This is a genomic window from Dactylosporangium sp. CA-139114, from assembly GCF_050955725.1.
Taxonomy (GTDB): Bacteria; Actinomycetota; Actinomycetes; order Mycobacteriales; family Micromonosporaceae; genus Dactylosporangium.
In genome coordinates, this window is the sequence record NZ_CP192080.1 from 6,259,574 (window position 1) to 6,282,263 (window position 22,690).

General features: G+C 74.7%; 12 protein-coding genes. 2 read left to right on the forward strand and 10 right to left on the reverse strand.

All coding sequences use genetic code 11. From position 1 onward, the window contains the following. Positions 1–15: 15 nt before the first annotated feature. Complete coding sequence (locus tag ACQP2P_RS27650) at positions 16–1,791, reverse strand: NAD(P)-binding domain-containing protein (protein ID WP_433605552.1); 1,776 nt, start codon at positions 1,789–1,791, stop codon at positions 16–18. 323 nt (positions 1,792–2,114) lie between these two features. Between ACQP2P_RS27650 and ACQP2P_RS27655 the strand changes: the two genes are divergently transcribed. Beyond that, entirely contained in the window at positions 2,115–2,297 is a 183-nt protein-coding gene (locus ACQP2P_RS27655; RefSeq protein WP_433605554.1) for an antitoxin, read from the forward strand. Positions 2,298–2,337: 40 nt separating this feature from the next. On the opposite strand, the gene ACQP2P_RS27660 is transcribed toward ACQP2P_RS27655, so the two are convergent. Beyond that, positions 2,338–3,333 (reverse strand): cytochrome d ubiquinol oxidase subunit II, encoded by a 996-nt coding sequence (locus ACQP2P_RS27660; protein ID WP_433605556.1) that lies wholly within the window; start codon positions 3,331–3,333, stop codon positions 2,338–2,340. Further along, positions 3,330–4,724: a cytochrome ubiquinol oxidase subunit I gene (locus ACQP2P_RS27665; protein ID WP_433605558.1), complete on the reverse strand. Its 1,395-nt coding sequence runs from the start codon at positions 4,722–4,724 to the stop codon at positions 3,330–3,332. The genes ACQP2P_RS27660 and ACQP2P_RS27665 overlap by 4 nt, the downstream gene beginning before the upstream one ends. A 242-nt stretch (positions 4,725–4,966) precedes the next feature. On the opposite strand from ACQP2P_RS27665, the gene ACQP2P_RS27670 reads away from it, so the two are divergent. Beyond that, a complete protein-coding gene (locus tag ACQP2P_RS27670) occupies positions 4,967–6,865 on the forward strand; it encodes a flavin-containing monooxygenase (protein ID WP_433605560.1) in 1,899 nt (632 codons plus the stop codon). Here ACQP2P_RS27670 and ACQP2P_RS27675 read toward each other — a convergent pair. The 7 genes from ACQP2P_RS27675 to ACQP2P_RS27705 are packed head-to-tail and all read right to left on the reverse strand — an operon-like array spanning position 6,762 to position 22,558. After that, the gene (locus ACQP2P_RS27675) at positions 6,762–7,766 is read right to left on the reverse strand and encodes an alpha/beta hydrolase (RefSeq protein ID WP_433605562.1); all 1,005 of its coding nucleotides are present in this window, start codon (positions 7,764–7,766) and stop codon (positions 6,762–6,764) included. The two genes, ACQP2P_RS27670 and ACQP2P_RS27675, sit on opposite strands and share 104 nt — an antisense overlap. Before the next feature lie 5 nt (positions 7,767–7,771). After that, entirely contained in the window at positions 7,772–8,503 is a 732-nt protein-coding gene (locus tag ACQP2P_RS27680; protein ID WP_433605564.1) for an SDR family NAD(P)-dependent oxidoreductase, read from the reverse strand. Beyond that, positions 8,500–9,465, reverse strand: coding sequence for a hypothetical protein (locus ACQP2P_RS27685; RefSeq protein ID WP_433605566.1), 966 nt, complete (start codon positions 9,463–9,465; stop codon positions 8,500–8,502). The genes ACQP2P_RS27680 and ACQP2P_RS27685 overlap by 4 nt, the downstream gene beginning before the upstream one ends. A gap of 8 nt (positions 9,466–9,473) precedes the next feature. Continuing rightward, the gene (locus tag ACQP2P_RS27690) at positions 9,474–10,304 is read right to left on the reverse strand and encodes an alpha/beta fold hydrolase (protein WP_433605568.1); all 831 of its coding nucleotides are present in this window, start codon (positions 10,302–10,304) and stop codon (positions 9,474–9,476) included. Further along, positions 10,301–10,618: an acyl carrier protein gene (locus ACQP2P_RS27695; protein WP_433605570.1), complete on the reverse strand. Its 318-nt coding sequence runs from the start codon at positions 10,616–10,618 to the stop codon at positions 10,301–10,303. The genes ACQP2P_RS27690 and ACQP2P_RS27695 overlap by 4 nt, the downstream gene beginning before the upstream one ends. Next, the gene (locus tag ACQP2P_RS27700; protein WP_433605573.1) at positions 10,608–15,263 is read right to left on the reverse strand and encodes a beta-ketoacyl synthase N-terminal-like domain-containing protein; all 4,656 of its coding nucleotides are present in this window, start codon (positions 15,261–15,263) and stop codon (positions 10,608–10,610) included. The genes ACQP2P_RS27695 and ACQP2P_RS27700 overlap by 11 nt, the downstream gene beginning before the upstream one ends. Next, positions 15,260–22,558, reverse strand: a complete 7,299-nt coding sequence (locus tag ACQP2P_RS27705) for an SDR family NAD(P)-dependent oxidoreductase (RefSeq protein WP_433605575.1) — start codon at positions 22,556–22,558, stop codon at positions 15,260–15,262. Before ACQP2P_RS27705 ends, ACQP2P_RS27700 begins: the two co-directional genes overlap by 4 nt. Positions 22,559–22,690: the final 132 nt, after the last annotated feature.

Below are 22,690 nucleotides of genomic sequence, written 5' to 3' on the forward strand. Positions count from 1 at the left end.
CCGTCGTGACGACCGTCAGGGCGTCTGGAGGTCCGCGTGCTTCGCGGTGATCTGCAGAGCGAGGTGCTTGGAGTAGATGCGGACCCAGGCGAGCGGTCCGCCCATGTACCAGAACGCCGGATGGCCCGTGCGCCGGTAGAGCCCGCCGATCTCGCCGTCCGCGCCGATGCCGAGGACGAGCGGAAGCCGGTCGGCGACCTCGTCGCCGAAGAGCCGGCGGGCCGTCTCGCGCATGTTCTTGTAGCCAGTGGCGAGAACAACGAGATCGGCCTCTAGGGTCCGGCCGTCCTCGAGGCGGATGCCCTCGGGCGTGAACTCCGCGAGCCCGGAGCCTTGCGCGAGCTTGATCTTTCCGTCGGCGATGAGCTGCGAGCAGCCCACATTGATGTAGTAGCCGCCGCCGTACGCCAGCGCGTAGCCCATCAGCCCGGTGCCGTCGGGCCCGTCGTTGCGCTTGAAGCCGACCGCGTCGAGCGCGGCGAGCAGCTCCGCGTCCTTCCTCGCGGTCTCCTTGACGCCTTCCTTGGCCATCTCGAGGACAAGCGGCCACGGTGTGCCGCTGGCCAGCAGGTCGGCGTACTTGGTCGGCGGGCCGCCCTCGACGAAGTTGCTGCCGAAGATCGCCGGGATACCGTGCTCCTGGCTGATGATGTGGGTCGACGAGCGCTGCACCAGCGTGACGTCCGCGCCGGCTTCGTAGAGGTCCTGCGCGATGTCGTGGCCGCTGTTGCAAGCGCCGACGACGACGGCCTTCTTCCCGGCCCAGTTCTGGGCCGAACTGTGCTGGCTCGAGTGGTAGCTCGTGCCCGCGAACCGGTCGCGCCCCGGGACGGCGGGAACGTTCGGCTCGCCGGCGGCGCCCGTCGCGAGGATGACGTCGCGCGGGTGCAGCTCCCGCTCCCCGTTCGGCGTACGGACGCGCAGCGTCCACCGCCCGGTCGCCTCGTCGTAGGCGCTCGAGGTCATCTCGGCCGACGTCCAGACGTTGAGCTCCATCGCCGAGGCGTACGACTCGAACCAGTCGGCGATCTTGTCCTTGGGGCAGTACACCGGCCATGAGTCCGGATAGGGCATGTAGGGAAGGTGGTCAGCCCACACCGGGTCGTGCAGGACCAGCGAGTGGTAGCGCTTGCGCCACCCGTCGCCCACCCGTTCGCTCTTCTCGAGAATCAGCGTGTCAACGCCCATGAGCCCCAGGTTCGCGGCAACGCTCAGACCGCCCTGACCGGCCCCGATGACGACCACGTCGGGGTCGGAGCCGGCGTAGCGCACATGCTCCTGCCGCTTCTGGAGCCAGTTGCGCCCGCCGCTGCCGGCGGAGTTGTGCCGTGGCCCCCTGGACCGGTGCGCGCCGATCGCCCGCTCGTGATCGCGCAGGTCGTCGAGCTCGGTCATCACGGTCCAGGCGACCCAGTCGCCGTCCTCCTGGAGGAGCCGGACGGCTCCCCGTCCGAAGCCGAGCGGGGTCTCGAAGGTGATGAAGCCTTCGACGATCTCGTTGTCGCCACCCTGGTACCTCGGACCGAACTCGGTAGTCATCCGGATGTTCGCGAACGAATCCGGCGCGAGGTGGTCGCCGAGCATCGTCGCGACCTTGTCCCGGCCGCGGCAGGTGCCCAGATCCCAGGTGAGCGCCAGCAGGTCACGCCACCAGCAGTCGTCGGCGAGCAGCGCGGTAGTTCCCGCAACGTCGGCGGCCTGCAGTGCCGCCGTGAACCGGTCCAGCCACCCGGCGAACGTGGCCTCTGCCGTCACCTCGGCCGCGATGGCCTGGTGTGTCTCCGTCGCCATTGACGCGCCCTTCCGTCCGTAGCATCTTGATACCGTCCGAGCGCTCGCTCGGTAGCGATAGAGTCTGGACTTCGGACCACGTGACGAGCAACACCTTCGCGAAACTTTCTTGTAACAAAGATCGCTGCGAGGTCCACGACCACCGACAGCGAGGTGCCCACGACCAGCCGATCCGACGATCTGTCAATCGCCCGTAACGCCCGCGAGATCAGGCCGTTCCGGATCTAGCACGGCCCGACCGGCCTTGCGCGCTACCGTCGAAGGGGCGGCCAAAGCAATCGCCGAAACGTCGAACATCCCACTGACGGCAGGAGGGGTCAGCCGTGAGCAAGATTGTGGACAAGGCGAAGGAATTCCTCGGCAAACACGACAACAAGGTCGACGAGGGGCTGGACAAAGCCGGCGAGCAGGCCGACCGGCGCACCGATCAGCGGTACACCGACCAGGTGCACAAGGGCGTCCAGGCGGCGAAGGAACACACCGGCGAAGGCGACACGACGCAGTAGGGCTCCCGGCGCGGATCCGACGTGCCCCTGGGGCACCGCGTCAGTGGCTGTCGAGGCGGCCGGACTGGTGCAGGACGAAGAGCAGGGCGATCGACGGCACCACGAGCAGCAGGGCGGCCGCGGCCACGACCGTCAGCGCCGCCAGCGTCGGCGTCGGCGCCGCGGCCTCGGTGATGCGAAGGTGGTCGCCGAGCAGGTACGGGTACTGGGCCACGCCCCAGCCGGCGACCACCGTGCCGACGGCGCCGACCGCGGCCGCCTGGGCGGCGCGCGGCGAGGCGTGGCGCAGCAGGGTCAGTGAGCCCAGCCCGCACAGCGCGGAGACGATCATGAGGGGCAGGCCGCGGGTGAGCAGCCCGTCCAACAGCCGTGGCGCGTCGGCGTGCAGCACGGCGATGCCGGCCAGGGCGACGGCGCCGGTCACCAGGGCGGCGAGGCGGGCGCGGCGGGCGTACCAGCGGCGCAGGGGCTCGTCGCGGCGCCGCCGGGCCTCCGCGGTGAGGAACACGGCGGCGAGAAACGCGCAGGCCAGCACCGCGAGGACGCCGCCGAGCACGCTCGTCGGGTTGAGCCAGGAGCCGACCGGGTCGCCGCCGCCGGTGGACGGGACGCGGCCGGAAGCGATGCCGCCGGCGACGGTACCGAAGCAGAACGGGGTGATGACCGAGGAGACGGCGAACGCGGCGCCGGCGGCGCGCTGGTGATCGGTGACGACGAGGACCTTGCGGAACGCGAAACCGGAGCCGCGCAGCACGACACCGAGGCCGGCCACGCCCAGCGGGATGTACAGCGTGGTCATGATCGCGGCGAACGCCGTCGGGAAGGCGGACCACAGCATCACCAGGCAGAAGATCAGCCAGACGTGGTTGGCCTCCCAGACCGGGGCCAGGACGGCGTCGATGAGCTGCCGTGGACGGCGTCCGCGCTCCGCACCGCCGGCGGTGAGGTCCCAGAACCCGGCGCCGTAGTCGGCACCGCCCAGGACGGCGTAGGCGAGCACGCCGGCGAACAGCACCGCCGCGGCGAACGTGCTCATCCGTCGGTCACCGCCGGGTCCTCCCCGGCACGGGCCGCGTCGCCGGCGCGGGGCGGGCCGTACGGGACGTCCGCCGCATCGACGGCGCCGTCACGCCAGCGGCGACGCAGCACGCGCAGGACGTACACGGTGGCGACGGCGACGGCGGCGTACAACACCAGCGTGGCGGCGAAGAAGAACCACACGTTGCCGGAGCGCGTGACCGCATCCCGGGTCAGCAGGTGCCCGACGACGGTCCAGGGCTGGCGGCCGACCTCGGTGACCACCCACCCGGCCTCCAGGGCGACGACCGCGAGGACGCCACCGGCGATCGTGGCGAGCGGGAACCAGCGGCTGCCGGGCGGGCCGCGGTGGCGCCACCAGGCCAGGCCGAACCACGCCGACAGGGCCAGCAGGTACATCCCGGCGCCGACCATCACGTCGAAGGCGAGGTGCACGATCGTCACCTCCCGGTCGGTGGGCCGCACCTGCTCGGGGATCGCGTCGAGGCCCTGGATGCGGGTGTCGGCGCGGTACCCGGACAGCAGCGACGCCCCGTTGGGCACGGGGATGCCGCCGAGGACCCGCCCGCGGCTGTAGACGCCGCCGAGGACCTCGGGCACGTGCGTGCCGGTGGTCGGCAACGCCTCGATCGCGGCGAACTTCGCCGGCTCCCGGTGGAACACCTCCCGCGCCGCCACGTCCCCGACGAAGATCTGCACCGGGGTGACGATCGCGGCCACGGTCAGCGGGATCATCAGCCCCAGCCGCACGATGCGGTCGTTGCCGGCCCGGCGCAGCCCGCGCGCGTACACGGCCGCGGTGAGGAACCCGGCGACCATGTATCCGGCCAGCAGCATGTGCACGCTCTCGTACCAGAACGCCCCGTTGAAGAAGACCTCCAGCGGGCGTACCGCGACGACCCGCCCGTCGCGCAGGGTGAACCCGCCGGGCTGGTTCATCCACGAGTTGGCGGCGACCACGGAGAGGGTGCCGCCGATGCCGGCGAGGACGACCGGCACCCCGGTCCAGAAGTGGCGCCAGCCGGGGAGGCGGTCCCAGCCGTAGACGTACACCGCGACGAAGATCGCCTCGAGGAAGAAGAACAGCCCCTCGACCGCGAACGGGAGGCCGAACGCGGCCCCGTAGCGCCCCATCAGCCTGGGCCACAGCAGGCCGAGCTCGAAGCTGAGCACGGTGCCGGAGACCGCGCCGACCGCGAAGAGCACCGCCGCCACGTGCGACCACCGCCGGGCCAGCACCAGCGCGTCCCGGTCGCCGCGGCGCAGCCCCCGCCACTCGGCGACGAGCATCAGGAACGTGAACGCCAGCCCGAACGGCACGAGGATGATGTGGAAGCCGAGCGTGAACGCCATCTGTTCACGCGCGGGCAGCAACTGTGACGGCTCCATCGGCGCTACCTCTACCGCCGCCCGGTCGGCCTAAACGCCGGCCGGCACATGAGCCGCACGGAGGTTTCCCACGGGCGGCGCCGGCCGGGTGTTACGATCGGCGCGCACCGCGGGCGCAAGCGCTGCAGCAGCGCGCGGACAGGCGCAACGACGGTGCTCGGCGAGGTTCAGGCCGCGAGCGGATGTCCACATCGGACGGTTGATCCGCCGCCGGCTGCGCCGATCTACCGGAGACATCTGCGATGACGATGCATGCCGACGACGCCCAACTACGCCATCACCTCCGCGACGCCGAGGTTCCCGCACTCCTCATGACGCTGGCGCACCTGACCGGGGACACCTCGATCCTGCGCGACGACCTGCGCAGCGACGGCTGGCTGTTCCTGCCGCAGGGCGGGCTGACCGCCCGGCAGCGGGAGGAGGCCCGCGCGCTCGCGGCCGGCGTGCTCGCCCGGCTCGGCGACGGTGCCGCGGTGCCGCCGCCGGACGCGCCGATGCTGGGCCGGATCACCGGCTGGGCCCTGGGTGTGGACACGGCCGAGCTGGTACCGATGCTGGCCGAGGAGATCATCCTGCCCGGCGCGGATCCCAGGGCGCCCGGCTGGAGCCGCGACGACCTGCCCGGCGCGCCGGACCTCGAGGTCGCCGTCGTCGGCGCAGGGATGAGCGGGCTGCTCGCCGCGCACCGGCTCACCCAGGCCGGGGTGTCCGTCACCGTGTACGAGAAGAACGGCGACGTCGGCGGCACCTGGTACGAGAACACGTACCCCGGCTGCCGGGTCGACGTGCCCAGCCAGCTGTACAGCTACTCCTTCGCGCAGCGCGCCGACTGGCCGTTGCACTTCAGCACCCACGACAGCGTGCGCCAGTACTTCGCCGAGTTCGCCAAGCAGCACGGCCTCTACGACCACATCCGGTTCGACACCGAGGTCCGCGCGGCCGCCTGGGACGAGGCCGCGGGGCGCTGGCGGCTCACCCTGGCCACGCCCGACGGCGAACGCACCGTCACCAGCACCGTGCTCGTGACCGCCGTCGGGCAGCTCAACCGGCCCCGGCTGCCCGACATCGCGGGACGCGACGAGTTCACGGGCCCGGCGTTCCACTCCGCGCGCTGGGATCACGACGTCGAACTGGCCGGACGGCGGGTCGCGGTCGTCGGCACGGGCGCCAGCGCCGTCCAGTTCGTCCCCGAGATCGCCAAGACGGCCGGCGAGGTGCGCGTCTTCCAGCGCACGCCGCCGTGGCTGCGGCCCACCATGCACTACCACCAACCGGTCGCCGACGGGCTGCGCTGGCTCTACGAGCACGTGCCGTACTACCTCGCCTGGCACCGCTTCTGGCTGCTCGCACCGGGGCTGCACCGGGTGCTGGAGGGCTGGGTCGTCGACCGCGACTACCCGCCCACCGAGCGGGCCGTCTCGGCGATGAACGAGGCGCTGCGCGTGACGCTCGCCGGCCACATGCGCGGCCAGCTCGCCGGCCGGCCCGACCTCGAGCCGCTGGTGATCCCCGCCTACCCGGTCGGCGCCCGGCGGGTCCTGCGCGACAACGGCGCATGGATCGCCACGCTCAAGCGCCCCAACGTCCGGCTGGTGGGCGAGCGGATCGAGCGGGTCACGCCGGGCGGCATCCGGACCCAGGACGGCACCGAGCACCCCGCGGACGTCATCGTCTACGGCACCGGCTTCGCCGCCTCGCAGTTCCTCGCGCCGATGACGGTCACCGGCCGCGGCGGCGTCGACCTGCACCGGTCCTGGAACGGCGACGCCCGCGCCCATCTCGGCCTCACCGTGCCCGGCTTCCCGAACCTGTTCTGCCTCTACGGGCCGAACACGAACCTCGCCGGGCACGGCGGCAGCATCATCCACATGTCCGAGTGCGGCGTCACGTACCTGCTCGACGCGGTGCGGCACCTGCTCGGCTCGACGCACCGGGCGGTCGAGGTGCGAAGCGAGGTCTGCGACGCCTTCACGGCCGAGGTGGACGCGGCCAACGCCGAGCGCGCCTGGGGATTTTCGAAGACCGGCGGCTGGTACGTCAACCGCGCCGGACGGTCGGCGCAGAACTGGCCGTTCCCGCCGCACGACTACTGGCGGCGCACCCGGCGGTTCCATCCGGCCGAGTACCTCCACCTGCCGTAGCCGCCCGGATGACCGCGCCGGCGTCCCGCAGCGCACGGGCGCCCTCGGGCAGGATCGGGTGGTACCACTGCCAGACATGGAACATGTGCGGCCAGTGGTGCAGCACGGCCCGCCCGCCGGCGGCCCGGATGCCGTCGACGAGGCGCAGCGCGTCGTCGAGCAGCACCTCCTGGCCGCCGGCCTGGACCAGCACCGGTGGCAGGCCGGCGAGGTCGCCGAAGAGGGGCGAGATGCCCGGCCGGCGCGGGTCGGCCCCGCCGGCGTAGCGGGCCGCCATCTCCCGCAGCTCGCCGGTGGCCAGCACCGGGTCCACCGCCGCCAGCTCCCGATGGCTGGGCGAGGAGCAGGTCAGGTCGGTCCACGGCGACAGCAGCACCAGCAGGTCCGGCGGGCGGCCCCCGTCGTCGCGCACGCGCATCGCCACCGACAGGGCCAGGCCGGCGCCGGCCGAGTCCCCGGCGACGACGATCGGGCTGTCCGGCGCCGCGGCCCGGATCGCCTCCAGCGCGGCCAGGCCGTCGTCGACCGCGGCCGGGAACGGCTCCTCGGGGGCCCGGCGGTAGTCCAGCGCGAGACAGGCCGCCCCGGCGGCGTCGGCCAGCAGGCCCGCGAGGTGCGCGTGGGTCCGGGCGGAGCCCAGGCAGTAGAAGCCGCCGTGCAGGTAGAGCAGGACGGGCCGGTTCGCGGCGGGCCGGCGCAGCCAGATCCCGGCGGCCGCCCCGACCGGTACCGCCTCGGCAATGGCCGGCACCGCCGCGAACGAAACGGCGGACCGCTCGTACGCGATCCGCCACTGCTCGAGCGTGGCCGGACGTCGCCGGGCCGCCTGCCGCAGCATCTGCCGCACCAGCGCCGCGTTCGGCGACGGCGGATCGGGCACGACCAGGTCGGCGTACGGCATCGCCGTCACTGCGCCGTGTATCCGCCGTCGGTGGCGAAGCACGAGCCGGTGGTGTTGGACGCGCGGTCGGAGGCGAGGAACGCGATCAGTTCGGCAACCTCCTCGCAGCGGCCCAGCCGGCACGTCGGGTGCAGGTAGGCCACGCCGATCGCGCTCTCCCGCCGCAGCATGGGCGCCTCGATGAAGCCCGGCCCGACGCTGTTGACCCGGATGCCCTGCCTGGCGTACTCCAGGGCGGTGCTCTTGGTCATGCCGACGACCCCGTGCTTGGCCGCCACGTAGGCCACCGACCGCGGGAAGCCGACCGACCCCATGACCGATGCCACGTTGACGATGGACCCGGCGCCGTTGCCCAGCATGGCCGGGATCTCGGCCCGCATCGAGTGGAACACCCCGCTGAGGTTGACCGCGATCACGTCGTCCCAGCCGTCCAGCGGGTACTCCCCCGTGAGCGCCCGCGGCCCGCCGATGCCGGCGTTGTTCACGGCGACGTCGAGCCGGCCGAACGAGTCCACCGCGGCGGCGACCATCGCCTCGCACGCCTTGGGGTCGCGCACGTCGACTCGGTGGGCCACGGCCGACGCGCCGATGGCCTCGGCGACGCGCGTCGCCGCGTCGAGGTCCACGTCGGCGACCAGCACGCCGGCGCCCCGAGCGGCCAGCAGCGTCGCGCACGCCTCGCCGATGCCCGAGCCGGCCCCGGTGACGAGCGCGGCCCGGTCCGTGAAGTCGCTCATGCCCGCCCCTCCGCCGCCTGAGCGCCCCCGCGCGCGTGGACCGATCCGGCCACCCGGCGCGCCCACGGCTGCCAGTCCTCGAAGCCGAGGAACCGGCCGAGCCGCTCCAGCTGCGGCAGCGGATCGTCGACGAGGTCCTCGTACGCCATCCGCAGCAGGCGCCGTGGCCGCACGTCGGCGATGGCCTGCTCGGCCTGGCTGGCGAGGAACGCGCACAGCCCCTCGAAACGCCGGACGTCCTGGCCGCGTTCGCGCAGCGCCTCGGCGGTCAGCCGGTCGGGCAGGTACCGCTCCACCTCCGCCGGCACCCGCTGGCCGGGGACGATCTCGAACGGGTCGAGGCCGTACCGGCCGACCAGCTCCACGCGCAGCTGCATGAGCTGGAAGCAGGAGTGCCGGCTCATCGAACGGGCGGTGTCGGCACGGTCGCGCGTCAGGTAGACGACCCTCGCGCCGGGGAAGTCCCGCAGCAGGCGCGGCGCGATGTTGCTGGAGCCGCCGGAGCGCTCGACCCAGCGCCGCCGGCCGGCGAGCGAGGTGAGCAGGTCCAGCAGCATCCGGTGGTGGCGGGCCAGCGGCTGCTCCGGGAACGCGGGCACCAGCCCGGCGAGCACGTCGAACAGGCGGTCGGGGTCGGCCGAGATCTTCGGCAGCGTGATCGCGAGGATCTGCGGCAGCTCGGCGAGGTTGCCGGCCCAGCGGCCGTGCGCCGGGTAGCGCACCTCGGGCGGCACGAGTCCGGTCCGGAACAGGGTGGCGAGCTGGGTGCTGGGCGCGCTCAGGGCCGACCAGAACGCCGGGCCGGTGAGCACCTTCTCGCCGTCGATCCCGGGCGTCACCCACATGAGGTACTCCTGGACCGACAGGGTGTCGGGCTGCTCGGCGATCAGGTCGGAGAGCATCGTCGAGCCGCACCGGCCGGTGTTGATGATGATGGTGTGGTCGTGGGTCGTTGCATCCATGGGTCTTCCTATTGGTCGGCGCAGGCCAGTTGGTGATGGCCGGGGTGGAGGCCGCCGGACTGCAGCAGCCAGGGCAGGACGATGTCGCGCACGGAGTCCGGCTGGTCGACGAGGACGGTGTGCCGCTGCCCGGGCACGGTGACGATCCGCGCCTGCGGCAGCAGCCGGCGTACCTCGGGTGCGAGTTCGCCCACGGTCGCGGCGCCGCCGTACACGCACAGGACCGGGCATCCGATCGCGGCGATGCGCTCCTCCGGCGATGTCCGGCTGGCCGGCACATCGCGCATGAGGCTGGTCTGGGTGATCACCTCGCGGATGCTCCGGGCCCGCCGGCCGAGTCCGCCACGCCCGTCGATCCCGGCCAGCGTGTCGTCGGGCAGGTAGGCGGCGGCGCTGGAGAGCCACCGGGGCATCTGCTCGCGCCACGCCGCGATGGGCGGTGCGGCCTCGACCGCGACGATGGCGGCGACCCGCTCGGGGTGGCGCGCCGCGTAGGCGAACGCGATCGTGCCGCCGAACGAGTTGCCGACCAGCACGACCGGGCCGGTGATGTCCAGCGCGGCGAGCAGCGCCGCCAGGTCGTCGACGAAGTCGTCCAGGGCGTAGCCCTCCGCCGGGCGGTCGGTGTGCCCGTGCCCGCGCAGGTCGTACATGACCACGTCGAGGCCGGCCGCCGCGAGCGGGTTGGCCAGGGTGAGGTACCAGCTGGCCAGGGTGTCCAGGGCCAGGCCATGGATCAGCACCGCGGTCGGCGCGGTGCGGTGCGCGCCGGGCGCCGGCTCGGGCGGGGCGAGCCGCTCCACGTGGACGGACAGGCCGTTGGCCAGCACGGTGCTCATGCCGGCGTGCCCACCCGGCCGGGGCCGGCGTCCGCGCCGTCCATCGAGGCCGCGATGTGCTCGACGAGCTGGCCGACCCGCAGGTGCCGGGCCTCGTCCAGGTCCAGGCCGGCGATGAACTGGGCGAAGTTCACGGTGTCGCCGAACCGGGCCTGCAGGCGGCCGGCGAGCGACACCACGTCGATGCTCTCCATCCCGAGGTCGTCCTGGAAGGTGCTCGCCATCGTGATCTCGTCGTCGACGCCGGCGTGGTCACGGATCGCGTACAGCATCTCGGCGACCTCGGCGAGAATCGCGGTCTGGTCAACAGGCATGGGATGTCCCTTCTGATGGTTCGGGCCGCTGCGCGCGGCCGGTCGGGTTGACGGGCTCCGGCCCCCATGTCCAGCCGACGACGTAACGCCGCGGCGGCAGGCCCTCGGGGTTGGAGATCTCGCGATGGGCGACCACGTAGACGCGGCCGGCCACCGCCACGGTGAGCGCCGCCGGCGTGGCCTCCACGACGGTGAACCGCTTCGGATCGCCGGCCAGGCCGGTGCCCTCCGCCTTGGCGGCGGCCTCCTTCGCGGTCCAGAAGCGGGTGAACCACACATGCTGGTCCTCGCCGGTCGCCGCCGCCGACTCGAGCAGCAGCCGCCGCTCGGCGTCGGTCATGGCGAACGCGATGGTGCTGTCCGTGCACTCGGTGATCTCGGCGACGTCGATGCCCACGCCGGGGGCGTCGGGCGGCGTGCCCGGGACGCTCGGCCGGGCGATCGCGACCGCGATCTCCGCGACGTGGGCGAGCGAGACGGTCCACTCCCGGTAGCCGCGGCCGGCGCGCGGGTGGACCCGGGGCCGGCCGTTGGGATCGTTGCGCACCGGCAGCTCGATCGGGTAGACGTCGGTGTGGCCGTCGTCCCACAGCTGGAACCGGACGGCGTCCTGGACCGCGATGCGGCCGAGGAGCCACTGCTTGCGCCCCTTCGGCGGCCGCCGCTCGTAGTCGGCCGCGCCGGCGGCGCCGAGGATGCCGCGCGCGGCCAGCCCGCGGGTGACCAGGTCGGGCCAGCGGTCGAAGGCGACGGTCCAGCCCTCCGGCTGGCGCAGCGACATCGCGTTGCGCCCCGGGAAGCGCTCGGCGGCACGGGCCGCCGGGTGGCTGACGAACTGCCGGTGGACGCAGTCGTCGAGCTGCGCCCAGACCCGGCCGCCGACGGCGAGCTGGGCGTCGAAGACGATCTGCTCGGTGCCGACCGAGCGGATGTGCACGACGCACTCGACCGCGGTGCCCGCGGCGGGCTCGGGGCCGAAGAACCGAGCGTGGCCGATCGCGACCGGCAGTGCGCCGAACGGCTGTGTCGTGAACAGCCAGTCGCCCATGAGCTGCGACGCGTTGTCGAGCAGCGCGCCGGGCGAGGGCGGTGCGGTCAGCACGCCGCGCACGTGTGCGTCGCCGATGGCGCGGACCTCGGTCAGGCCCTGGAAGGAGGGTCCGTGGAAGACGAAGCGTTCGGCGTACATCTGTTCGGCGCTGATGTTCGGTGGCTGCTCCGTGGCCGGGTCGTGCCGCCACACCTGCGGGCGCTCGGCCGGGTAGTCGGGCGCCACCTCGACCGTGGAGCGGGAGAAGCCGCCGAAGATCACCGAGAGCCGGCCCGGCCCGGCGGGTTTGACGGTGATCTCGACGTCCTGGGGCGGCGCGGCGACGCACCAGCGGTTGAACCTGGCGTCGCGCACGGCGACCACCCGCGCGCCGGGAACCGCCTGCCGCGCGGCGTCCATCATGTGCTGCATGACCGTGGTCGCCGGCACCACGGGCCAGCGGTCCTGCGGGTCGGGCCAGTCCTCGGGCTGGGCGAAGAAGCAGTGGTCGCGCAGGTACGGCATCGTGTCGAGGCCGACCCGCAGGACCGTGCGGTGGACCTCCGGCGGCGGTGGCGGCGGTGGCGGAGGCGTGCCGGAGCCGCTCCCGCCGGTGCCGTCGCCGCCCAGCAGCGAGGCCAGTTCGGCGGCGGCGCTCGACTGGCCGGCGAGCCTGCTCAGCGCCGCGAGGGCCGGCGTGGACGACGTGGACGGCCTGGACGACGTGGACGGCCTGGACGACGGGGACGGAGTGGAGGGCGATCGGGGCTCCGGCACGACGGCCGGCGCCGCCACCGCGACCGTCGCGACCGCACGGTCACCCCGCGGCGCCGCGGGCACGCCGAGCAGCTCACCGGCCCCCTCGCCGAGGCGGACCAGCGGCACGCCGAGGTCGAGCCGCACGGCCGGGCCGCGGCGGGCGGCCCGCGCGGTGGCGGGCACCGCCGCCGCGGTGCGCGCCCGGCCCGTGTCGAGCCTGCGCAGGTCCGGCGCGGCCCCCTCGACCCACAGCGCCGTGGCGACGCGGCGCAGCTGGCTCAGGCCGCTGCGCTGGGCGACGTTGACCGGCATGGCGAGGTGGTCGCGGCCGCGCAGGTTGTCGTCGATGACCGAGGCCAGCTGCCCGACACCGACCTGCAGGAACACCCGGAACCCGGCGTCGTACATGGCCTGGACGGTCTCGCGGAACCAGACCGGTTCGAGCATGTGCCGCACGGAGAGCTCACGGACGCTCTCCGGGTCGCTCGGGGTCGGCGCCTTGAGCGTCGCCGACCAGACGGGCACCCGGGCGGGGTGCACCTGCCAGCGCCGCAGCGCGGCGCCGATCGACTCCAGCCCGGCGGCGAACAGCGGGGTGTGGAAGGCGGAGCGGAACGGCAGCTTCTGGCACACGACGCCGTCGCCGCGCAGCGCCTCGACGAGCCGGTCGATCTCGCGCTCCGGTCCGTTGACGATGCACTGCGCCGGTGCGTTGTCGTGGGACAGCACGACGCCCGGGTGCCGTGCGAGCCACGGCCCGAGCCGCTCGGCGGCGCCGCCGACGACGGCGAACGCGTGACCGGGGACGTCGACCGACGCCGGGTCGAGCGCGGCGATGACGTCGTCGAGGGACGACACGCTGACCTGCCCGCTGCTCATCGCGGCGGTCCACTCGCCGATGCTGTATCCGGCGACGGCGTCCGGGACGATCCCGATGCGCTCCAGGGCGTCGTTGAGCAGCTTGCCCAGCTCGATCAGGCCGGCGCTGTGCCGCCCCAGGTCGGCGGCGGACCACGGCCGGTCGGGCAGGCCGAAGTGCGCCGCGACGTCCGCGGTGCGCGGGCCGAACTCGGCCTCCGGCCCGGGAAACACGAACGCGAGCCGCCCGGGGGCCGCGCCGGCGAGCAGCGGGTCCGGGCTGAACCAGATGTCGCGCGCGCCGCGCCAGGCCTGTCCCTTGGCCACGACGCCGCGGGCGGTCGCGAGCCGCTTGGCGTCGGGGTTGACGATGCCGATCCGGCAGCCCTCGTCGGCGGCCCGCCCCTCGGTGCCGCCGCCCTGCCGGGCCCGGGCGGTGCCGAGGCCGCGGACCGTGGTGTCGTCCGCGTCGAGCAGCCGGGCCAGCGCGGCCGGGTCGGCCGCGGCCAGCCACAGCACCTCGTCCGGCTCGGCGACGCTCGCCGCCGCGGGCGATGCCACGGCAGTGCCCGTGCCGCCGCGGCGCGCCGCGAACGCCTCCGGCGTCTCCTCCAGGATCACGTGGGCGTTGATGCCGCCGAAGCCGAACGCGTTGACGCCGGCGCGGCGCGGCCCGTCGCTCTCCCACGGCCGGGCGGAGCCGATCGGGGCGAACCGGGTGCGCGCCAGCTCCGGGCGCGGATCGTCGCAGTGCAGGGTCGGCAGGAGCACGCCGCGGTACACCGCCAGGGCCGCCTTGATGAGCCCCGCGATGCCGGCCGCGGGCATGGCGTGGCCGATCATCGACTTGACCGAGCCGATGACCGGCGCCGGCCCCTCGCCGGGCGGGCCGAACACCTCGGCGAGGGTGTCCAGCTCGGCGGCGTCGCCGGTCGGCGTGGCGGTGCCGTGCGCCTCCAGCAGGCCCAGGGCGTCCGGCGCGGCCGGGTCGAGGCCCGCGGCCTCCCAGGCCCGGCGGATCGCCAGCACCTGCCCGGCGGTGGCCGGGTTGACCATGCTGACCGCGCGCCCGTCGCTGGACACCCCGCTGCCCCGGATCACCGCGTAGATCCGGTCGCCGTCGCGGCGCGCGTCGGCCAGCCGCTTGAGCACGACGATGCCGGTCGCCTCGCCGATCAGCAGGCCGTCGGCCGCGCTGTCGAACGGCCGGATCTCGCCCCGCCGGGACAGCGCGCCGAGCTGGCTGAAGACCGACCAGAGGCCGACGTCGTGCACGTGGTGGACGCCGCCGGCCAGCACCACGTCGAGCCGGCCGCGGCTCAGCTCGGCGATCGCCTGGTCGACCGCGACCAGCGAGGAGGCGCAGGCGGCGTCCAGCGTGTACGCCCCGCCGCGCAGGTCGAGCCGGTTGGCGATCCGGGACGCGGCCAGGTTCGGCACCACCCCGATGGCACCCTCCGGCTGGTGCTTGCCGAGCCGCCCCTCGAACCGGTGCCGGACCGCCTCGAGCCGCTCCTGCGGCAGGTCGGGGATCAGCTCGCGGATCACCTCGATCACCTGGTTGGACGCCCGGACCCGCTGGTTGTAGCGGATCTGGCCCGGGCTGAGGAAGCCGCCCCGGCCGACGATGACGCCGACCCGGTCGCCCGCGGGCAGCCGGTCCGGGCCGCCCGCGTCGTCGATGGCGGCCGCGGCCACCTGCAGCGCGATGAGCTGATCCGGCTCGATGTCCGCGATCGACGCCGGCATGATGCCGAACCGCAGCGGATCGAACGTGGCCAGCTCGTCGACGAACCCGCCCCGGCGGCAGTACAGCCGGTCCGGGCGGTGCGCCTGCGCCGGGTCGTAGAACTCGGGATCGATCCTGGCCGGCGGCGCCTCGCTGATCGCGTCGGTGCCCTCGACCAGGTTGCGCCAGTAGCTGTCCAGGTCGGCGGCGCCGGGCAGGAGCGCCGCCATGCCCACGATCGCCGTCTCGTCGCCGTGCACCGCGCTCACCCGGCCGAGGCGGTGTAGACGACGGCGGTGAGCGCCGGATCCCCCCAGGCCAGCTCGCTCAGCAGGCTCAGCGCGCCCTCCTCCGGGTCGATGAGCGCGACGCCGCGACGGGCGTACTCCCGGCTCAGCTCGGCGCTGACCATGCCGCTGCGGCCCTCGGCGGGCGCCCATGGTCCCCAGTGGACGGTCAGGCAGCGGTTGCCGGAGCGGGCCGCCCAGCGGTCCCCGATCGCCTCCAGGGCGTCGTTGGCGGCCGCGTAGTCCGCCTGGCCGCGGTTGCCGTAGGTGGCCGCGACGCTGCCGAAGAAGACGACGAACTTCGGCGCGCAGCCGAGCCGGTCCAGCGCGTCGAGGACCGCCTGGGCCCCGGCGACCTTGGTGCCGAAGACACGGGCGAACGACTGCGGGTCCTTGTCGGCGATGAGCTTGTCCTCGATCACGCCGGCCGCGTACACGATCCCGTCGATGCGGCCGTGCTCGCGGTGGATCGCCGCGATGAGCCGGTCGGTCGCCTCCGCGTCGCGGACGTCGAGGTTGTGGTAGCGCACCTGGGCCCCGAGGTCGCCCAGCTCGCGCAGGGTGGCGTCGACCTCCCGTCCGGCCAGGATCGCCTGCGCCCGGCGGGCGAGCTCGGCCGGCGTGGCGCCACCCTGGCGGGCCAGCGCGGCCCGCAGCGAGATCTCGTCCGTGGCCGCCGCCAGCGCCGGGTCCTGCGGCCCCTGCGGCTCCGGGGTCCGGCCGATGAGCTCGATGCGGCACCCGGCGGACCCGGCGAGCGCCCTGGCGAACCAGGACGTGATGCCGCGCGCGCCGCCGATCAGGACCACCACCGAGTCGCGGTCGAGGCCGACCGCCCGGGCCTCCGCCACACCGTCTCCGGCCGGGCCCGCGCCGCCGGCCGCGAGCGGGCCGAGGCTCGCCGGGACCGTCTCGTACGTCTGCCGCACGCCGGCGCTGTGGTGCACCACCGCCGCGTCGCCCCCGGCGAGCAGCTCGTCGACGAGCTGCCGGGCGAGCTGGTCCGCGGGCTGCGTGCCGTCCACGACGGCCAGCCGCGCTGCGGTCGAGGGGTACTCACGGGCGACGGTGCGCAGCAGGCCCCGCAGCCCGTCCGTGCGGGCACCGGCGTTCGCGTCCGCGGCCACCAGCAGGGTGCGCGGGCCGCCCGCGAGGGCCTGCTTGATCGGCCCGAACGCGTCGGGCAGCAGCGGCGCCGGTCCCCCGGCCGGCGTCTCGAGCCCGTCGAGCAGGACGAACCCGTCGGCCCCGTCGGCCCCGTCGGCCGGGCCCGGCTCGGCGAGCGTGCCGGCTCGCACGGTCGCCCCGTGCCGGCGCAGCAGTTCGGCGACGCGGTCGGCCACCGGCCCGGCCCCGGTGAGCACCAGCGTGGCGCCCGCGAGCGTCGTCGCCGGCCGGGTCGGCGCGTCGGCGACGGGAACCAGCATGGGGAGCAGGCGCGACGGCGCGATGCCCGGCCGCCTGCTTTCGCCGCCGCTCGGCGCCTCGGTCCGGATCTGGGCGGGTATCGGCCGGGCCGCGGGCACCTCGGCGGGCGCCTCGGCCGGCGCGGCGCCCAGCCGGGCGGTGAGCCACTCGACCATGGCCCGCACGGTCCGGGCCTTGACCAGCTCCTCCAGCTCCGACTCGTCGCCCTCACGCGACAGCCCGAGACGCGCCACGACGTCCCCGGCGACCTCCGCCCGCTTGATCGAGTCGATGCTCAGATCCGCCTCGAGGTCCAGGTCGAAGTCGATGAGGTCGACCGGGTAGCCGGTGCGATCGCTGAGGACCGCCAGCACCGCTTCCTTGCAGTCGGACGAGACCGGCTGGACGGCCGTCGGACGGGCCGCGGGCACCTCGGCGGGCGCCTCGGCCGGCGCGGCGCCCAGCCGGGCGGTGAGCCAGTCGACCATGGCCCGCACGGTCCGGGCCTTGACCAGCTCCTCCAGCTCCGACTCCTCGCCCTCACCCGACAGCCCGAGACGCGCCACGACGTCCCCGGCGACCTCCGCCCGCTTGATCGAGTCGATGCTCAGATCCGCCTCGAGGTCCAGGTCGAAGTCGATGAGGTCGACCGGGTAGCCGGTGCGATCGCTGAGGACCGCCAGCACCGCACCCCGGAAGTCGCGCGTCGGCGCCTCCACCACCAGCGTGGCGGTCGCGGTCAGGCTGCTCACCTTGCCGTTGACGGCGTCGCCGTTGCCGGGGCCGCCGTTGCCGGACGGCGTGAACACCGGCATCCTGGCCGGCATCGTCACCGCCGCGGCCGGCACGGGCGCGGACGACACGGGCGCGGAGGACACGGGCGCGCTGGCCAGGGGTGGCGGCGGCGCGGGAGCCGGCGCCGGGCCGCGCGCCTCGACGGCGTCGCTGCCGAGGTAGGCGAGCATGACCTCGCGCTGGGAGGCGATCAGCTCGCGAGTCGTCTGCAGGTACTCGGCGAGCAGCTCATCCTGGCCCGGTCGCCGGGCCCCGTCGTCGTGGCCGTCGGTGGCGGGTCGGATGGTTGGGGTCATGGACAGCTCCTTGATGCGTCGCGGCGGCGTCAGGCCGCCGGGGATGCAGGCACCCTCCCGGTCGCGGACGAGCTGGCCGTCCACTGTCCAGAAGGGACGATCGGACGGCACGGTCCGGGTGACCTCGACGGTGTCGCGGCCGTGGAACAGCCAGCCGGTCCGCACCGGCACCCCGGCGCAGGCCAGCTGCGCCACCGCGGTCAGCAGGTCGCGCAGGCCTTCGCCGGTGTTGCGGTCGCAGGCGATGGCGAGGTGTGGCCGATCGGCGAGGATGGACCGGACGAGGCGGGTGAGGACCTCCCCCGGGCCGGTCTCGACGAAGGTCCGCGCGCCGGCGGCGTACATGGCCTCGATCTGCTCGACGAAGCGGACCGGCGCGCCGACCTGGGCGGCCAGCTCGCGCCGGACCCCGTCGGCGTCCGCGGGGTAGGCGGCCGCGGTCCGGTTGGACCAGACCTCGATGTGCGGCGCCGCCACCGGTTCGTCGGCGAGCACCCGCGCGAAGCGGTCCGCGGCGCCGGCGACGAGCGGGCTGTGGAAGGCGCAGGCGACGTTGAGCCGGTGCGTCGTCAGGCCCGCGGTCTTCAGGGCGGTCACCGCCGAGCGCACCGCCGCGGTGGGGCCGGAGATCACCTGCTGGGTGGGGCCGTTGCGGTTGGCCAGCACCACCCGCTCGGCGAGACCGGCGTCGGCCAGGACCGCGGCGACCTGCTCGGCGGTCGCGCTGACCGCGGCCATGGTGCCCGGATCGTCGCCGGCGGCGCCGACGATCGCCTCGGCGCGCTCCCGGCTGAGCCGCAGCAGGGTGGGCGGGTCGAGGGCGCCGGCCACGCTCAGCGCGACGAGCTCGCCGTAGCTGTGCCCGGCGGCCAGGTCCGGATGGACGTCGAGGCGCCGCAGCAGGTGGGCGACGGCGAGCCCGCCGATGCCGAGCGCCGGCTGGGCCACCCGGGTGTCGGTGAGGCGCTGCTGCTGCTCGCGCTGTGCGGCCGGGTCGAACGCGGCCGGCGGGAACAGCCGCCGCGCCGGTTCCGGCCCGAGCTCGAGGTACTCCCGCAGCTCGGGGAAGGTCACGAACAGCTCGGCCAGAGCCCCCGGGCGCTGGCTGCCCTGCCCGGGGAACAGCATCGCCACGCGGCCCTCGGCCGGGCCCGGCTCCGGCTGGACCAGGCCCAGGCCGGGGTCGTGCTCACCGGCGAGCGCGCGGCGCAGCAGCTGCTCCAGCTCGGCGGCGTCGCGAGCGACGATCGCGACCTGGACGGGTCCCGAGCGCGGGTCGGCCTGGGCGGCGGCGGTGGCGGCCAGGTCCCGCAGCCGCCACGGCCGGTCAAACCGGTCGGTGCCGCGCAGCAGCTCGGCGAGCCGCCCCACCGCCTGGTGCGCCACCGCACGATCCCGCCCACGGAAGCAGAACAGCTCCGCCGGCCACTCGTCGCGAGCGTGGCGCGGCTCGGGCGTGTGCGGGTCCGCGGCGAGCACGACGTGGAAGTTGGTCCCGCCGAAGCCGAACGCGCTGACGCCGGCGATGCGCTCCCGCGCCGGTGCCGCCCACGGGCGGGCCTCGGTGTAGAAGGCGAACGGGCTGTGCTGCGCGTCCCAGGCCGGGTTCGGCCGGGTCAGGTTGATCGTCGGGGGCCGCACGCCGGTGTGCAGCGCCAGCGCCGCCTTGATCACCCCGGCCAGGCCGGCGGCGCACTTGGTGTGCCCGATCTGCGACTTGACCGAGCCGAGCGCGCAGCTGCCCGGCGCCGCGCCCGCGTCGAGGAACAGCCGGGTCAGCGTCTGCAGCTCGGTGCGGTCGCCGACCACGGTGCCGGTGCCGTGCGCCTCGAGCAGGCCGACCTGCGCCGGCGAGAAGCCGCTCTGCGCGTACGCCCGGTCCAGCGCCCGGCGCTGCCCCTCGGCCCGCGGCGCGGTCAGCCCCAGCGCCCGGCCGTCGCTGGCCGCGCCCACTCCCTTGATCACCGCGTAGACACGGTCGCCGTCGCGCCGCGCGTCGGCCAGGCGCTTGAGCACCACGCACGCGACGCCCTCGCCGAGCGCGATGCCGTCGCCCGTGGAGTCGAACGTGCGGCACCGGCCGGTCGGCGACAGCGCATGCGCGGAGCTGAACATCAGGTAGTCGTGGATGCCGTTGTGCAGGTCCACCGCGCCGCAGAGCATCAGGTCGCTGCCGCCGGTGGCCAGCTCCTTGCAGGCGGCGTCCATCGCCGCCAGCGAGGAGGCGCAGGCGGCGTCGACGGCGAAGTTCGGGCCGCCCAGATCCAGGCGGTTCGCCACCCGCCCGGCGATCACGTTCGCCAGGACGCCGGGGAACGAGTCCTCGGTGACCGTGGGCAGCTGCGCGGCCATCTCCTGCGGTACCTCACCCAGATACCCGGGCAGCGAGGTGCGGATCACCTTCGCGTTGCCCAGGTCGCTGCCCGCCTCGGCGCCGAACACGACCCCGGTCCGCGAGTGGTCGGCCGCGGGTGAGCCGGGGTGGTAGCCGGCGTCGGCCAGCGCCCGCCGCGACGCCTCCAGGGCCAGCAGCTGGGCCGGGTCGATGCTGGCCAGCGCCGCCGGTGGGATGCCGTAGCCGATCGCGTCGAACGGCACCGCCTCGATGAAGCCGCCCCACTTCGACACGCTGATCCGGCCCGTCTGTCCCGGCTCCACCTCGGGCGCGTAGTACGTGTCGGCGTCCCACCGCTCGGCGGGCACCTCGGTCACCGCGTCGCGGCCGCCGAGGATCGTCTGCCAGAACGCGGCCAGGTCCGGCGAGCCGGGGAAGACGCACGACATGCCGACGATGGCGACGTCCAGCGGCGCCGGGGCCGGCTCGGCCACCGCGGCGTCCGGCCCGAGCACCGCGGTGAGCGCCGCGATCTGCCCGGCGTGGAAGCGCCGCGCCCCCACGGTCACGTCGGCGTGCAGCGCGGCCACGGTGGTCTGGGCGTCGCGCAGGACCGCGATCTGGCCGGCCATGAACATGCCCTCGGCGCGCTGGCCCGGCTCGTCCACGGCGACCAGGGCGTCGCCGTCGCGGCGCAGGCCCTTGCTGGCGATGCGGAGCCGGCCGACGTTGAGCGTCTCCAGCTGCTCCCACACCTGCCGGGCGTCCACCCCCGCCGCGTCCAGCTCCCGCCGCATCCGGTGGAAGTCGTCGACGTACGGCGTGTGCAGGCATCGCGTCACGTGCCCGGGCGCGGTCTCCAGCAGCGCGGTGACCGTCGCGTCCAGCGCCTCGCGCTGGAACAGCGGCTGGATCGCCCCGCACTCGACCGCCTCGCTCGTGAACAGGTAGGCGGTGCCCATCAGCACGCCGATCTGCACACCGCGTCGCGCCAGCGGGCCGGCCATCGCGGCTACCATCGCCGCCGAGCGCGCGTCGTGGATGCCGCCGGCGAAGAACACCTGCACCTGCGCGGCGGTGCCGGGCGGCGCCTCGTCGAGGAACTCCTCCAACGCCAGCACCTGGGCCTCCCACAGCGCGAAGCTCGTGCGCGGCCCGATGTGCCCGCCGCACTCGGCGCCCTCGAAGACGAACCGCCGCGCGCCGGCCCACAGGAACTGCCGCAGCAGCCCGGGCGACGGCACGTGCAGGAACGCGTTGAGGCCGTCGGCCTCGAGGGCCTTGGCCTGTGCGGGCCGGCCACCCGCGATGATCACGACCGGCGGCCGGACCTCCATCACCGCGGCGAGCTGCGCCGCCCGGACCTCCTCCGGGGCGAAGCCGAGGACGCCGACACCCCACGGGCGCCCGCCCAGCTGCCGCGCGGCATCCCGCAGCATCCGCCGGGACTGCTCGCCGGTGGCCAGCGCGAGCGCGATGAACGGCAACGCCCCGTCGTCGGCGACCGCGGCGGCGAACCCGGCCACGTCACTGACCCGCGTCATCGGCCCCTGCGCCACCGGGATCCGCACACCCAGCGCCTGCGCGAGCGGCGCGCCCGGCGCCAGCAGCGCGCCCGCCGCGTCGTCGCCGGCCGCGGCCTCGATCGCCGCCCGGATGCCGCGCACCGCCGCGGCGGTGGTGCGCCAGCGGTGCCGGAACACGGCCGCCATCCAGCCGTCCTGGCCCACCGGCAGCAGCTCGCCGGTGCCGTCCGGGCGGCCGTCGCGGCGCAGGCCGCGCACGCCGTCGGACAGCACCGTCTCCGAGCCGTCCATGCGCCCGATCACGGCCCGTACGTCCTCCGGCAGGTCCGACTCCGGCATGAGCGCGAGCTGGCTGTCCAGCACCACACCGGCGGCGCCGCCGACCACGCAGGCGGCGGCCGTGCGCGGCCCGATGCCCCCGGCCACCCACACCGGCAGCGCCAGCGCCTCGTCGGCCAGCAGCTGCTGCAGCAGGACGAAGGCGCTCAGCTCGCCGACCCGGCCGCCGGCCTCGCATCCGCGCGCGATCAGCCCGTGCGCGCCGGCCTCGGCCGCGGCCCGGGCCTGCGCACGGCTGCTCACCTCCACCAGCACCCGATACCGCCGCGCCGCCTCCCGCAGCGGCCACCCGGCGCCGTCCGCGGACATCACCAGCAGATTCACCCGATGCCCGGCGACGCGCTCCACGTCGGCGAGGGTGGCGCGGCAACCGGCCGGCACCCGGACCCCGATCGGCCCCGCCGACCACGACACCGCCTGTTCCAGCGCCCGCAGGGCCGCGCTGTCGCCCCGAGCCAGGTCGAAGACCCCGCGTCCGCCACCGGCGACGGCGGCCGCCACGAGCCGTGGACCGGGCTCCACCGCTCCACACGGATTGATGGCGACAACCAGGTCGTTGCCGCCGAATGCAGTCTTCATCAGGCTCCCGTCGATGGGTCAGGTGTGCAGCGTTCGATTGCGCAGGCGCACACTGACCCCACGACGCAGCCTTGTGCGTCGAATCAGTCGGGTCTTCACCAGAGCGAACTCATGGCCGTCGGGCCGAGACAG